Origin of the sequence: Flavobacterium sp. (assembly GCF_044339515.1) — a bacterium.
In the GTDB taxonomy this organism is placed as follows: Bacteria; Bacteroidota; Bacteroidia; order Flavobacteriales; family Flavobacteriaceae; genus Flavobacterium.
The window spans coordinates 1-14,238 of record NZ_JBIIVK010000069.1 but is presented as its reverse complement, the minus strand read 5'-3'; the positions used below and the strand labels follow the sequence as shown (position 1 = coordinate 14,238).

Genomic DNA, 14,238 nt, shown 5'->3' with positions numbered 1-14,238 from the left:
TTAAAATAATTTTTAACTATATTTGTCATAGATATTGTTTTGTTTGGCGACACCAAGATACTGAATTTCAGTATCTTGGACAATATCTAATCCTTTTATTTTCTTAAAATAATTACACCCAACGGGTTTATTAAAATATTTTTTTGTAGAAAAATAGTTTGCTTCAAAAATGTATATAAAATTGTGTATTTATATCCTTAGAATACCTTTTTAGAAACACTCTTTGCAGGTTGTATTTTTTTAGTTTTTGTAAACAATTCTAACTAAATAATTCCTATTTTTGAAATCTTTAAAAATTTAAAAAAATGGCAACAATAACATTAGGAGGAAATCCTATTCATACCAATGGTGAATTACCAAAAGTTGGTTCAAAAGCACCTGATTTTCAATTAGTAAAAACCGATTTATCACTTGCTTCTTTAGCTGATTTTGCCGGTAGCAGATTAGTTTTAAATATCTTCCCAAGCATCGATACCGGTGTTTGTGCCACTTCAGTTAGAACATTCAATCAGAAAGCATCAACCTTGGATAACACGAAAGTGTTGTGTATTTCACGTGATTTACCTTTTGCTCAAAAACGTTTTTGCGGTGCGGAAGGCATTGAGAACGTTGAAAATTTATCCGATTTTAAAAACGGAAGTTTTGGAGAAAATTATGGTTTAACTATCACGGACGGACCATTAGCAGGACTTCATTCAAGAGTTGTCATTGTAGTAGATGAAAATGGCGTTATAACCCACGCAGAGCAAGTTCCTGAAATAGCCCAAGAGCCAAATTATGAAATGGCTTTGGCCGTTTTATAATTCATCATGGAATTCCAAAAAGACAGTAGTTTTATAAAAGGACGTTTAAAGAGTGTAGTTTATGCTTTTAAGGGTGCTTATAAACTTTTATCCACTGAACACAGTGTGATGATACAGTTTTCTTTGGGAATTCTTGTTACGGTTGCAGGATTTTATTTTGATATTTCTAAAAACGAATGGTTAATTCAAACGCTTTGCATCGGTTTGGTGTTATCCATTGAAGGATTAAATACAGCCGTTGAAAAAGTTGCTGATTTTGTTCATCCTGATTATCACAAAAAAATAGGTTTTATCAAAGATATTGCCGCAGGTGCTGTCTTTTTTGCTGCTTTAACGACGATAGCGGTAGGAATGATAATTTATGTTCCTTACTTTATAAATTAAAATGAAAATAATTTAAAAATAGTTACTTTTACAACAAATTATAACGGAGTTAATGGCTAAAACATCTTCGACAGGTTCTGCCAAAAAAGAAGCAGAAACAAAATCTGAATCAAAAAAATCATTCAAATTCACCAAACAACATCGTTTTTTGTTTGGCTGTTTTTTGGTGCTTTTTTCAGTGGCTTTGTTTCTCTCCATGGTTTCCTTTTTTATTCATTGGCAAGAAGATCAAAGTGCCGTTGGCAGTATTAGCAACCGTTCCGTAGATGTAAAGAATTGGTTAGGAAAAGTGGGGGCCTATTTAGCCGACTTATTTTTATATAAAGGTTTTGGAATTGCCTCCTTCCTTCTTGTTCGACTCTTTTTTATGTCGGGAATCTACATGATTCTGAGTCTTCCACTAAAAAAATTAAAGAATTTGTGGTTTTGGGATTTATTTGCGATGGTAAATTTCTCCTTAATGTTTGGATTCTTTTCCGATTATATTCCGGAGTTAGGCGGAATTGTTGGTTTTGAAATGAATTCCTACATCCAAGATTTTATGGGAAAACCGGGAACACTTTTGGTTCTGGTTTTCAGTTTTCTAATTTATTTGATTTTTAAAGTAAATGTATCACCGGAAACCTTTCAAAAATTATTTGAAAGAAAGAAAAAAGAGATCAAAGAAGATTTAGAAGAAGCTGCTGCTATCAGTCCATTTGACCAACCTATTGAAAGTAAAAATACTGAAGAAGAACTTGAGCAAGGTGTAATTTCGATCAAAAAACCGATTTCAACTTTTGAAATAAATAAAGATTCACTCAAGCCTACGATTGAAAATGCTTCAGAAATTAATTTAGAACCAAAGGTCAAAGTATTTGAACCTAATCCGCAACCTGTTTCAAGAGAACCGGAAATCATTCACACCGATGATGAGCAGTTTGTAATTGAAAAAGCTCTTGAAGAAGAGCAAATTGGAGAAAATTTAGCCGAACGATTAGTGGCTGATTTTGGCGAATTTGATCCTACCTTAGAATTGTCTAAGTACAAATTTCCAACCTTAGATTTACTGAAAGATTATGGAGCTAGTAGCATCACTATCAATCAAGAAGAGTTAGAAGAAAATAAAAACCGTATCCTTGAAACGCTTCGTAACTATAAAATCGACATCGCTCAAATCAAAGCTACGGTTGGACCATCAGTTACTTTATATGAAATTGTCCCCGAAGCAGGTATTCGTATTTCAAAAATTAAAAGTTTAGAGGACGATATTGCCTTATCACTTTCTGCACTTGGAATTCGAATCATTGCTCCTATTCCCGGAAAAGGTACGATTGGGATTGAAGTACCAAACAAAAATCCTACTATGGTTCCAATGAAATCGGTTATCGGTTCAACACGTTTTCAAGAAGCAGAAATGGAATTGCCGATTGCATTAGGAAAAACTATTTCTAATGAAACGTTTGTAGTGGATTTAGCAAAGATGCCTCACTTATTGATGGCTGGAGCTACCGGTCAAGGTAAATCGGTGGGATTGAATGCGGTGCTCACTTCCTTATTATACAAAAAACATCCGGCAGAAGTAAAATTTGTGTTGGTGGATCCTAAAAAAGTTGAGCTTACACTTTTCAATAAAATTGAACGTCATTATTTGGCTAAATTACCGGATACTGAAGATGCTATTATTACTGATAACAATAAAGTAATTAACACGTTGAATTCACTTTGTATTGAAATGGACAACCGTTATACTTTGTTAAAAGATGCCATGGTGCGTAATATCAAAGAATATAACGAAAAATTCAAATCCAGAAAATTAAATCCCAATGATGGTCATCGTTTTTTACCTTATATCGTCTTGGTTGTAGATGAGTTTGCCGATTTGATTATGACCGCCGGAAAAGAAGTAGAAACCCCAATTGCTCGTTTAGCTCAATTGGCTCGTGCGATTGGAATTCATTTGATTATTGCAACACAACGACCTTCGGTGAATGTAATTACCGGTTTGATTAAAGCGAACTTCCCGGCTAGAATTGCTTTTAGAGTAACATCTAAAATTGATTCACGCACAATTTTAGACACACAAGGAGCCGATCAGTTGATAGGTCGTGGTGATATGCTATATACCAATGGTAACGATTTAGTACGTGTACAATGTGCTTTTGTAGATACTCCAGAAGTGGAACGTATCACTGAGTTTATAGGTTCTCAAAAAGCTTATCCGAATGCTTATCTTCTACCGGAATATATTGGAGAAGAAAATGGCACAGTGCTTGATATAGATATCTCCGAACGTGATTCAATGTTTAGGGAAGCTGCTGAAGTGATTGTAACTGCACAACAAGGTTCTGCATCACTGTTGCAACGCAAATTAAAATTAGGCTACAACCGTGCCGGTCGATTGATTGATCAATTGGAAGCTGCCGGAATTGTGGGGCCTTTTGAGGGAAGTAAAGCTCGATCAGTAAATATTCCCGACTTGAATTCGTTAAACGAATTTTTTAACAACGAACAAAACAATGCTTAAAATGAAAAAATTTATCTGGATTTCAATTCTATTTTTATCTGTATTCCATGCTCAGGCACAAGATAAAAAAGCAAAAGATTTATTGGATGAAGTAACTGCCAAAGTAAAAAGCTACGAAAACATTTCCATCGATTTTAAATACAGTCTTCAAAATACTAAAGAAAATATAAATCAAGACAGTAAAGGAAGTGTGATTTTAAAAGGAAATCAGTACTACCTCAATTTCATGGGAACTACCAAAATTTTCGACGGTAAAAAAACTTATACAATTGTTCCTGAAGATGAGGAAGTAACCATTTCTAAAGTAGATGAAAAGGATGAAAATGCTATTACACCTTCTAAAATGCTCACTTTCTTTAACCAAGGATATAAATATTATTGGGATGCTCCACAAGATGTTAAAGGAAGAAAAATTCAGTATATAAAATTAGTTCCGATTAGTTCAAAAGATCAACGCAAAGAGATTCTTTTGGGAATTGATGTGCAGACCAAACACATTTATAATTTGATTGAAGTGGGTAAAAAAGGTACCAAAACAACGCTCACTGTTAATTCTTTCAAAACCAATCAGCCATTATCAAAAAATCAGTTTACCTTTGACGAGAGTAAATTTAAAAATTACTACATCAATAGAATAGACTAATTTTTACGGTGAAAATTCTTGATCGCTATATCCTGACTTCATTTTTGAGTACATTTGCTACGGTATTTGTTATCCTCTTTTTTATCTTTATTCTTCAGGGAATATGGCTTTTTATCGCCGATTTAGCAGGAAAAGATCTAGACTCCTATTTAATTATTAAGTTTTTAGCTTTTTATTCTCCCAAAGTTGTACCTTTGGTTTTACCGCTTTCTGTGTTACTGGCCTCTATTATGACTTTTGGTAATTTTGCTGAAAATTATGAGTTTGCCGCAATGAAATCGTCCGGTATTTCATTAAGACGTGCGATGCACTCATTAGCCATTTTTATTTTAGGATTAAGTTTTGTTGCTTTTTTATTTGCCAATAACATCATCCCTCAAGCAGAATATAAGTTCATTAATCTTCGTAAAAGTATTGTGCAACAAAAACCTTCAATGGCAATTGCTGAAGGTCAATTTAGTAATGTGGGAAACTATACCATTAAAGTAGCTGAAAAATATGGTGATAATGATAATTTATTACGCGATGTCACGATTCACAAACTTTCAAATCTTGGCGTTGGAACAACCGTTGTAATCAAAGCCAAGCGAGGAGAATTAATCAGTAATGAAAACTCCAATTTTCTCCAATTGATTTTATTTGACGGAAATTATTATGAAGATGTTCCGGTTAAAAATTTTGAAGAGAAAAATAAAGTTCCCTTTGCAAAAAGTGCATTTAAAAAATACATCATCAATTTTGATTTGGCTCCTTTGCAAAAAACAGACATGGATGCAGACCAAATTGCGAACACCAATAACATGTTAAATGTTAATGAATTGAGATACACCCTTGATTCATTGGAAAATAATCATAAAAAAGACGTTGTTTCTTATACTGAAAACATGAAACAACGTTATGTTGCTTTTTATTCAAAACAAGAAAAAAATGTTCAGAAGGACACTATTACAAAAGAAAAGGCAATACAGAAAGATACTATCAAGGATTTAATCAGCCTTGTTCAACCACATCAGATAAAAAATGTTTACGATATCGCAAAAGCAAATGCCTCCAATACAAAGTTTTCCATAGAAGGCTCAAAATATGAATTGGAAGGGAAGATTAAAAATATCAATAATCATTGGTTAGCATTGTATGACAAATTTGTCATTGCCTATGCGTGTTTACTAATGTTTTTTATTGGTGCTCCAATTGGTGCCATCATTCGAAAAGGAGGTTTGGGATTACCGATTGTGTTTGCAATGGTTATTTTTATTGTCTACCATTTTATTAACGTATTTGGTAAAAAATTAGCCCAAGAAGACGGAATTACTCCTTTTCTTGGTGCTTGGATGTCATCCATTTTACTTACTCCGTTTGCAATCTTGTTGACTTACAGAGCCACAAACGACATAGGATTGGTTAATATGGATGTAATTTTGCAACCTTTCTTTAAATTATTTAAAAAGAATACTCAACCAATAGATTTTAAAAAAGAAATAATTGATTTAGATAAAATAAATATAGATCACAAGGAAGATGAATTTTTAAAATTCAATAAAATGTCTGACTCTATTCTTATTGGCATTGTTAAAAATTCAGATCAATTTGGTTACACAGCACTTCAACGACTAAAGTTGTTAAAAATCCTTGAATCAAGAGGAATTACTCAAAAAGAATTGTTGTATAGCAATAACTTATACAATAGTGAATACTTAAAATTAACTCATTGTGTAAGTACTTACAAAAAGCAAAGTAAAATTGCTTTATTGTTATTTGTATTTTCGACTGTATTCTCGGTTGTTTCAAATTCAATGAATATTGTACTAATAATATTGGGTTTATTAAATTCTATTCTTATGTATGTTTATATATATAAATCAGGGCAGACTTTATCTGAAATATCTAAACTAACAAACAGACAAGGATTTGTCAACATATATTTAGCAATTATACTTGGATTTCCTTTTTTTGTTTTAATATATTTTTTCAATAGAAAACAATTAAAAGAAACGCTGGAAGAATTCAATAAAAAGTAAAACAAAATTGAAATGCCAAAAAAAATACAACTAAACACAATTGAAGAAGCTATAGAAGACATCCGACAAGGAAAAGTTATCATTGTGGTGGATGATGAAGATAGAGAAAATGAAGGCGATTTTTTGGCTGCCGCCGAAAAAGTAACTCCTGAAATGATCAATTTTATGGCTACTCACGGTCGTGGACTCATTTGTGCTCCTCTTACTGAAAGACGTTGCCAAGAATTAGAACTCCGAACGATGGTGAGCAATAACACCGATCACATGGAAACTGCATTCACCGTTTCGGTTGATTTAAAAGGTCATGGTGTAACCACTGGAATTTCAGCAGCCGATCGTGCTAAAACAATTTTGGCATTGGTTGATGAAAACACAAAACCTTTTGATTTAGCTAGACCCGGACACATTTTTCCCCTTATTGCAAAGCAAGGTGGTGTTTTACGCAGAACCGGACATACTGAAGCGGCAATTGATTTTGCTAGACTCGCCGGTTTTACACCTGCCGGAGTTATTTGTGAAATTATGAATGAAGACGGTTCTATGTCACGTTTACCGGAATTGGTAGAAGTAGCCAAAAAATTTAATCTCAAATTAGTATCAATTGAAGATTTAGTGGCTTACCGAATGCAACATGACAGTTTGATTCAGAAAAAAGAAGATTTTGAAATCAACACCCGTTTTGGAGCATTTCGCATGAGAGCTTATTTGCAAACAACTAATAAACAAGTGCATTTGGCTTTAACAAAAGGAAGTTGGAATAATGGAGATGCTGTTCTAACTCGTATTAATTCAAAACAAGTGAACAATGATATTTTAGAGACTCTCACCAATAATTCGGAGAAGCGTTTGGAAAATATGTTCAATCGCATCAATGAAGAAGGAAAGGGTGCCATCATTTTTATCAATCAGGAAATACCTTCGATTGAATTACTTAACCGCATTGGCGAATTAAAAGTATTACAAGAAGAAGGACAAATGAAAGCTCCTCCGATTAAAATGGACGCAAAGGACTTTGGTATTGGAGCACAAATTCTTCATGATTTGGATATTTCAAAAATCAGATTACTCTCTAATTCCGAGCAAACCAAACGAGTGGGTATGATTGGTTATGGACTCGAAATTATGGAATATGTGAAGTATTAATCCACTATTTTAGTGCCTTTAAAAATTTTCTATTCTTCTAAATCGTAGAAAATGAAACGTTTAGTTCATACTTTTTAAATAGTAAAGTTTTTTAATAAAAAAAGGTTTGTTTAAACCAAAAATCGTTCTATATTTGCACTCGCAATCAGAAAATGGTTGTGATTTATTGGAGAAATGGCAGAGTGGTCGATTGCGGCAGTCTTGAAAACTGTTGACTGTAACAGGTCCGGGGGTTCGAATCCCTCTTTCTCCGCAGAATTAAAACCCTAACGATTGAAAATCAATTAGTTAGGGTTTTTTATTCCCTAATTATCCCCACATTATCCCCACAATTAATACTTTTTAGATATAAAAAAAACCACCTAAAAGGTGGTTCTTAAAATAGTGCATTAAATTTATAGAGCCGTACCTGAGCCAATATATGCACTATTTGAAAGTTGTGTTCCCGCATCATTAATAAACCCGATGAACATTTCTAACTCATCACCTGAGTAGCTATTTGGTATTTGTATTACTTGGTTTAAATCGCTTCTTAAAGCACCGCCGGTAATAAATACACTTTCACCTTTTAAAGGGTTGTAAACTACTGCCATTACTTTGTCAGTTGCTAATGCACTACCCTCACCGGAGTTATCATCCCAACTAAATTCAACTTGTCCGGCAGTAGATAAATCAAATACAGGGTTTAAAGCTCCTGAAAGACTACCTCTACTCAACAAAGCCAAAGAGTAATCAATTAAATAGTTCGGATAGGTGCCTGAAATAGCATTATTCAAAATGTATGACATTGCACTGTTGAACTGTGATTTTTTAACAGAAAAGTTTTTGTAACCAACTTTAATGAAATTTAAATTTGGTTGAAGAAATCTTAAAGCCAAAGCGAATTTAGTTCTTTGATTTACTTGTAAATCTGTTCTTGGGTTTCTAACACTTAGAGGCTTTGCTCTAATGTAGTCAATCCCTTTCCAATTTGCACCAACTACGTTGGCTACCTTACCTGATACTCCTCCTAGAATACCTTTACCAATTTTACCCATAATATATACACTTTTAAAATTACAATTTTGTGGACTTGGTACGGCTTTGGTATTGATTTGTAATTTCTTAAAGCAAAATTAAAATATACTTTGGTTTTTTCTTTATTATCATATGTAATGCCGTTTATTATTTTTAATTGTTATTAAATGATTTCAATGCATATCAAAATCAAAATAGAAATACTATATAAAATAAAAAAACCGAGTCAATAACTCGGCTTCTTCTGTTTATCGTTTGCAGTATCGATACAAAATGACTCTTCTAAGGTCATTTATTAGGTTAATGTTTTTGTGAAATTGGTCTTCTTTTTGCTCTAAAAGTTTGAGTGTGGCAACATCTTTTTTGTGCTGCTCAAAATCTTGCATCATTTCATTTGATTTTAACATCAGGTTTTTAGAAAAATCATGGATTCGGATATAAGGAATAACGGAACCGATTAGAAATTGATGCCAAAATTTTATCCTCCAAAGTGATGAAACGATGGCTTTCATGTGTTCGCAATCTTCGGAGCAATAGAACGAAATTACAAAGCAATTCGGGCATGGAACTTCTAAAAGTTTACCTGTATTCATTCCCTTATTGAGAATGAAAAAATGAGGGTTTGAGTAGGTTTCCCCAGTTCGGTGATGTTTCAATTTAAAATTTATCATAACGTGGCGTTTAAAGAATTACTGACTAGACACACTTTTCCCATAAAATTTTTTCAAAAGAAAAAAAAGAAAAAAAAAGAAAGCACTCTCGTCAAGTGGAGGGTTTCAAAAAAGCAAGTTTTTTTTAAAAAATACTACCACCCCGACACGTCTTATGAAAAAGATAATTAGATAAATCGTCATTCGGAGATGTATGGGTGGTGGAGATTTTTTAAAAAACCCGCAGGGCTTGAACTTGCTTTTTTGTAAACCCGGAACTTAACTTTGCTCTCTTTTTTTTTTATTTTATTTTTTTTGTTTCGGAGTAGAACTCTCTTCTGTAAACCGAATTGTTTCTTAGTAGCAGAATTTCTTTCGAAGCAGTTTTTTCTCTCGTTCGGAGTTGGGGTCGTCTTGTAAGGGTTTAAAATTTTGGGGGCGGATGAAAAAACCAAAAAACAATAACATCGCTTTTTATCCGAACACGAAATTTGAAACTCTTACTGCACTGTTTGATTTTTGAGGGTGCCTGAAAGTGAATTGAAAACAAAAGTTAGAAAGATTTGATACGGAGATGGTTGGCACCTTCAAAAAACAATGCAAATACTACCGCTTTTTTAAGTGTTTAGGAAGAATTTGTTACGGAGGTTGAGCAAGTGTATAGTTTTTATTTGCTTAGCACTAACCTTCGGATTGCTTTTGAGGATTGCTGATGCCATGTAAGGGTTTTAAGAGTTGAACGTTTAAGGTTTAATAGTTCAAAAAAGCAGTGTGGCATCGGCAAGACTAAAAGCAATTACCACTACTTCTTTGAGCAAATAAAAACTATACTCTTGCGGATGATTTTATATTTTGAGGTTGCCTAAAAGTGTTTAGAAAAAAATGATACTAAAAAATGTGATTTGAAGATGGATAGCAACTTCAAAATATAATGCAAATACTACCGATTTAAGCGGTTTGCTGATAAAAACAATAGGTAAAACGTGATTCGAAGAAAGGCTTTTAAGCAAAGGACAAAACTTCTTATGAAAACACAAAGTAAGACCCGCGAAGCCACGTGTTTTTTGAAGCTGGGTGGTGCGAGGAAAGCGAAAAAAATGTGTGGCTGGAGCGGGGCTTTCGAGCGTTGGCCGTGCGGCTTTTTTACATAATGTTATTATGGGGCAATGCTAACTCTTGTTTCGGAGGAATAAACTTCTCTATTGCCACATAATGCCACATTATGTAAAGAAGCTTTGGGAAAAGTTTTTGTTGCCTATTACCATTTTGTATCGGAGGCATGAACGTCTGGCATACAAAAACTTTTATGCGAGGGGAAGCGGTGGTGAACGGAGGACTAAAACTTTAAACCTGGCAGAGAAGAGTTTTTTTGTTCTTTTAGTTGATTTTATAAAAGTAAAAATTTTAATAAGATCTTATTTACTCAAATTTCTAGATTTTTCTTAAAATTTCCTCTAATAAATAGTTTTTACAAAATTCATTGTGAAATACTTTTGTAAAACCATCTTTATTTTTACAATAGTCAATTTTTTCTTTTGTCCAATGAAATTTTTTATTATTAAAAATACTATAAAAACATAAGAACTCATCAAATTCTTTCATTATTTCTACACTTATATATCGATTATTAGTACTGTAGTTCGTCCATTCAGATTGACCACTTTCTTTTTCAGCCCAGGGATCAAAAGATAATGTTTTAGACCAACCTTTATAATGACATTTTAATACCTCTAATGGTATATCAATTTTATTAACAGTTGAAATATTTGCAGGATAATATGTATGTGTATGTTGAAATTTTTTATAGTAACCTGACCAATTTAACTTGTTGTGATACAAAGTAATAAATTCCTTATTTTTGTAAAAGCTTTTATTAAAAACAATACTATCCCAATCAATATTCTCCTTGTTTTCTTCTAATAGATATTTATTCCACTGAAACGAATTGTTTTTGCTAAGTATATTCCAATCAAACTTTTGTTTGTAACGTTTTAGAATCTCTGAATTGTGGTAGTGGAATATGCTATAAAAATTAATATTTTGATTGCAACATAATCTATCCCAGTCAAATTTTTCAATAAACTCTTCAAGTAAATAGCATACTTCATCACTGTAAGGCGGTTTAAGTCTAAAATAAAATGAAAAATTGTACCAATCTATTTTATCTTGGAATTTTCTAATTAGAGAATTATTCCACTCAAAATGAGGGTTTTTAGATAAAAGTAACCAATCAACATTGTCTGAAAACTGTTCAACAATATCAATATTTATCTTTTTACTAGAGGATAGATATTTCCAATTAACAGAATTTTTTATTAATTCTATAAATTCACAATTCCATACAATTTTTAGCTTTGTATCTTTTACAAGCACCTCATTAATGTTCAATATCTTTGATAATTTATCAATCATTTTTCTAGAAATATATATTAAGTTTTTAATTTACACAAAATAAGGTTGAAGATACCATTTTCCAAAAAACTTATTTCCATTTATACTTTTAATTTTGGAAAACTATGTTGATTTATTGTAAAAATAAAAATCTCCGAACAAATAATTTAATTCGGAGACTTATTCTTTGTTTAATATTTAATCTTTATTTAGTACGAAATGATTTAGGATCTATTATAGGCAATATAGCATTGTGTAATTGAGTGCCTTTAAAAGTTGAAAACATAATACCTCTTAAAGTTGATATTGATATTGAGTTAATTGATATAATAATGTCTGATGGAAGTTTAATTTCATTTTCTGATACAAAATCTTTAAGTTTTTCAAATTCAAAAATAAAACTAGCTGTTAGACTAGCTATAATTTCATCACTTTCTTCTGTAAAAATTTCAACTAAAGGTTTCACCGCAATGATGTCATCAACGACATTAACAAGGTGCTCAATATTAATATTAAATTTGAAAATTGTATCAGGTTTTAATATTTCATTAATTAATGTAATGTTAGTTTGAAGTATTTCAATATCTCTCAATCTAAAACTTATTTCTTGAATATTTTCCATGCTTATTGATTACAATATAAATATGAATGAACATAATCCGGTTTAGGTGAATAATAATTAAACAACCCCATAATTTTATTAATTCTATTATGGATTGGTAATGATTGAGCTTTAATTTCGATATGAATATTTTTTAATTCTACATTGCTTGAAACTGTAGAATCTATTATTTTAATATCCAACTCATTTTGTAATAAAATAAGTGTTTCAGTGGTAAAATTATGTGTACCACTTAACCATTTACTGATTTCAGAATTTTGTTTTCCAATTTTTTTTGCAAAATCAGATTTTTTTGCAAATCCCTTAGCTTTAATTGCTTCCGCAATTTTTATAGCTAATCTCATTTTTTCCTCTGTTACATCAAATTCTTCTTTAGTAATATTAGATAAAATGTCTTCTAAGATTTGGCTTTTGTAGTTTTCTTGTTTTTTCGTTGTTTTCATGTGTTTATGATAAATCAAAAGTTAAATCACCTTCAAAGTCTTTACCTTCGTTTATGATTGTAATATCTTTTTCTTTAAGTTTTTGTGTAATTTCTTTTGATAGTTTTCTAAGTAAATAATTTTCTTCTGTTAGCTTTTCATCTTCTTGAAGAGATTTAATTGTTTTTGGTTTATAGCCTCCATTTCCCAATAAAACAATTTGTGTGCCATATCTAATGCAATATAATCTTAAGTTTGAATTAGGAGAATCATACAAAGCACAAACCCCATCACCAAGATTACCTTCATTTATCTTAAAAAAATGTTCTTTTGCTCCAACATTTCCTATACTTTGAATACGCTTAACAATATCATTTACTTCTTCAATGTGAGAATTTTTGTTTTCTAGTAAAAATAGATCAAATAATGTTTTTTTTTCATCTTCAATATATAGTGTATATACTGAAGTTTCATTACCGCTAAGAGCATCAATTTTTACTAATTTACATTCCATAACATTGAAAAGGAGTACAAATGTAAAACAATTTCACTTATAAGTGAAATTATTTTAATAATATTTAATATTCAATAAGTTTACTCTTATATAATTTATAAAAGAATCTACTATAACATTATTCGATTCAATAAGTAGAAGACTTGAGATATGTTGCAAATGTTCTTCCTTTAAAGAAAGTTTTCTAATCGCAATAGCATATAAAAACTCTAATAATGCCTCGCCTTGTTCTTCTTTTTGATACTTTATAAGAGTTTCTAAAATATTCGTCATTTCTAATGACATATCATAATCTATTGAATAACTCAATTCATCAGCATTTGCACTTCTTAATATAGATGATTGAATAATTCCGTCATTGAATCTATTAAAATTAGAAGGTGAGATAAGATTTCTAACAAATGAAGATTGTTTTAAAGTTCTATCAATATTATCTACATTTCTAAGGCTATTTATTACATTTGATATTGTAAAATACACATCTGCTTGAGACACATTCCCAATGTATCCATTAAAACTCCAAAAAGCAAAATTTTTTCTAATACTTAATTCATTAGCTAAGTCATTTGAGACAGGATAAAATATTTTATTATATAAACCTTTTGAAGAAATATTACTAGATTTTAGAATCATACTCTTTCTTTCTTTAAAAAATGTGTTTGCAGCATCATTAGATTCTTTACTAGTATTTCCATCCTTCAAAAAGTTAATCATTTTATTTAAAAAATTCAATTCAACCAACCATGTAGTTTCAATAGATTTATTATGACAATAAATATTTTCAACATTTACATAGGTGCTTGATTCTGCACCGAATGTCCCTTGTTTTAAATTAGATTTCAAAAATTTAAAAGATTTTTCATTATTTGTTCTAGTAATACCAGTAAAATATACTACTCTAAGACCATCATAATTTCTCAAAGCTCTGCTTAAGTAAAGTAAATTTTTACCATTAGATATGCATGAACCAACTACTAAAACACTACCTTTTATATTTTTATTGGAAAAAACGGTCAAATTGACCACCTAATTCCGGAGCAAATTGACCATCGATTCCGATTCAAAATGACCACCTAATTTCGGGTCAAATTGACCACCACTTTCCGGTTGAAATTGACCACCGAA

12 protein-coding genes, 1 tRNA gene and 1 pseudogene are annotated in these 14,238 nt (G+C 31.3%); 7 read left to right on the top strand and 7 right to left on the bottom strand.

All coding sequences use genetic code 11. The features are described 5' to 3' along the window. Positions 1–305: 305 nt before the first annotated feature. The 7 genes and pseudogenes from tpx (at position 306) to ACIQ0M_RS14145 (ending at position 7,750) form a co-directional block, all read left to right on the top strand. Positions 306–803 carry a thiol peroxidase gene (gene tpx / locus ACIQ0M_RS14175; protein ID WP_396153371.1) on the top strand — a complete coding sequence of 166 codons (498 nt, stop codon included), beginning with the start codon at positions 306–308 and terminating at the stop codon, positions 801–803. 6 nt (positions 804–809) lie between these two features. After that, on the top strand, positions 810–1,187 hold the full coding sequence (locus tag ACIQ0M_RS14170) for a diacylglycerol kinase (RefSeq protein WP_396153369.1): 378 nt from the start codon (positions 810–812) through the stop codon (positions 1,185–1,187). Between the two features lie 52 nt (positions 1,188–1,239). Further along, the gene (locus ACIQ0M_RS14165; protein WP_396153366.1) at positions 1,240–3,693 is read left to right on the top strand and encodes a DNA translocase FtsK; all 2,454 of its coding nucleotides are present in this window, start codon (positions 1,240–1,242) and stop codon (positions 3,691–3,693) included. 1 nt (position 3,694) lies between these two features. Continuing rightward, positions 3,695–4,336: an outer membrane lipoprotein carrier protein LolA gene (locus ACIQ0M_RS14160; protein WP_396153364.1), complete on the top strand. Its 642-nt coding sequence runs from the start codon at positions 3,695–3,697 to the stop codon at positions 4,334–4,336. Between the two features lie 8 nt (positions 4,337–4,344). Next, positions 4,345–5,784, top strand: a pseudogene (locus tag ACIQ0M_RS14155) (LptF/LptG family permease); the annotation flags it as partial. 582 nt (positions 5,785–6,366) lie between these two features. Beyond that, positions 6,367–7,497: a 3,4-dihydroxy-2-butanone-4-phosphate synthase gene (gene ribB, locus ACIQ0M_RS14150; protein WP_396153362.1), complete on the top strand. Its 1,131-nt coding sequence runs from the start codon at positions 6,367–6,369 to the stop codon at positions 7,495–7,497. A gap of 168 nt (positions 7,498–7,665) precedes the next feature. Further along, positions 7,666–7,750, top strand: a tRNA-Ser gene (locus tag ACIQ0M_RS14145). A 142-nt stretch (positions 7,751–7,892) separates the two neighbouring features. Here ACIQ0M_RS14145 and ACIQ0M_RS14140 read toward each other — a convergent pair. The 7 genes from ACIQ0M_RS14140 to ACIQ0M_RS14110 all read right to left on the bottom strand — a co-directional run bounded on the left by ACIQ0M_RS14140 (position 7,893) and on the right by ACIQ0M_RS14110 (position 14,130). Further along, complete coding sequence (locus tag ACIQ0M_RS14140) at positions 7,893–8,534, bottom strand: DUF6266 family protein (protein WP_396153360.1); 642 nt, start codon at positions 8,532–8,534, stop codon at positions 7,893–7,895. Between the two features lie 228 nt (positions 8,535–8,762). Next, on the bottom strand, positions 8,763–9,185 hold the full coding sequence (locus tag ACIQ0M_RS14135) for a DUF6943 family protein (RefSeq protein WP_396153358.1): 423 nt from the start codon (positions 9,183–9,185) through the stop codon (positions 8,763–8,765). Between the two features lie 1,410 nt (positions 9,186–10,595). Beyond that, positions 10,596–11,576: a hypothetical protein gene (locus tag ACIQ0M_RS14130; RefSeq protein ID WP_396153357.1), complete on the bottom strand. Its 981-nt coding sequence runs from the start codon at positions 11,574–11,576 to the stop codon at positions 10,596–10,598. 184 nt (positions 11,577–11,760) lie between these two features. Then, positions 11,761–12,177, bottom strand: a complete 417-nt coding sequence (locus ACIQ0M_RS14125) for a hypothetical protein (protein WP_396153355.1) — start codon at positions 12,175–12,177, stop codon at positions 11,761–11,763. Between the two features lie 2 nt (positions 12,178–12,179). Further along, positions 12,180–12,620, bottom strand: a complete 441-nt coding sequence (locus ACIQ0M_RS14120) for a multiprotein-bridging factor 1 family protein (protein WP_396153353.1) — start codon at positions 12,618–12,620, stop codon at positions 12,180–12,182. Between the two features lie 4 nt (positions 12,621–12,624). Beyond that, the gene (locus tag ACIQ0M_RS14115) at positions 12,625–13,113 is read right to left on the bottom strand and encodes a hypothetical protein (protein ID WP_396153351.1); all 489 of its coding nucleotides are present in this window, start codon (positions 13,111–13,113) and stop codon (positions 12,625–12,627) included. A gap of 54 nt (positions 13,114–13,167) precedes the next feature. Continuing rightward, complete coding sequence (locus ACIQ0M_RS14110; RefSeq protein WP_396153348.1) at positions 13,168–14,130, bottom strand: hypothetical protein; 963 nt, start codon at positions 14,128–14,130, stop codon at positions 13,168–13,170. Positions 14,131–14,238: the final 108 nt, after the last annotated feature.

Bases quoted from the DNA above. Each gene is read 5' to 3' on its own strand.
- ACIQ0M_RS14140 (WP_396153360.1), bottom strand. From the start codon at position 8,534: ATGGGTAAAATTGGTAAAGGTATTCTAGGAGGAGTATCAGGTAAGGTA.
- ACIQ0M_RS14115 (WP_396153351.1), bottom strand. From the start codon at position 13,113: ATGGAATGTAAATTAGTAAAAATTGATGCTCTTAGCGGTAATGAAACT.
- ACIQ0M_RS14120 (WP_396153353.1), bottom strand. From the start codon at position 12,620: ATGAAAACAACGAAAAAACAAGAAAACTACAAAAGCCAAATCTTAGAA.
- ACIQ0M_RS14135 (WP_396153358.1), bottom strand. From the start codon at position 9,185: ATGATAAATTTTAAATTGAAACATCACCGAACTGGGGAAACCTACTCA.
- ribB (WP_396153362.1), top strand. From the start codon at position 6,367: ATGCCAAAAAAAATACAACTAAACACAATTGAAGAAGCTATAGAAGAC.
- tpx (WP_396153371.1), top strand. From the start codon at position 306: ATGGCAACAATAACATTAGGAGGAAATCCTATTCATACCAATGGTGAA.
- ACIQ0M_RS14165 (WP_396153366.1), top strand. From the start codon at position 1,240: ATGGCTAAAACATCTTCGACAGGTTCTGCCAAAAAAGAAGCAGAAACA.
- ACIQ0M_RS14125 (WP_396153355.1), bottom strand. From the start codon at position 12,177: ATGGAAAATATTCAAGAAATAAGTTTTAGATTGAGAGATATTGAAATA.
- ACIQ0M_RS14170 (WP_396153369.1), top strand. From the start codon at position 810: ATGGAATTCCAAAAAGACAGTAGTTTTATAAAAGGACGTTTAAAGAGT.
- ACIQ0M_RS14130 (WP_396153357.1), bottom strand. From the start codon at position 11,576: ATGATTGATAAATTATCAAAGATATTGAACATTAATGAGGTGCTTGTA.
- ACIQ0M_RS14160 (WP_396153364.1), top strand. From the start codon at position 3,695: ATGAAAAAATTTATCTGGATTTCAATTCTATTTTTATCTGTATTCCAT.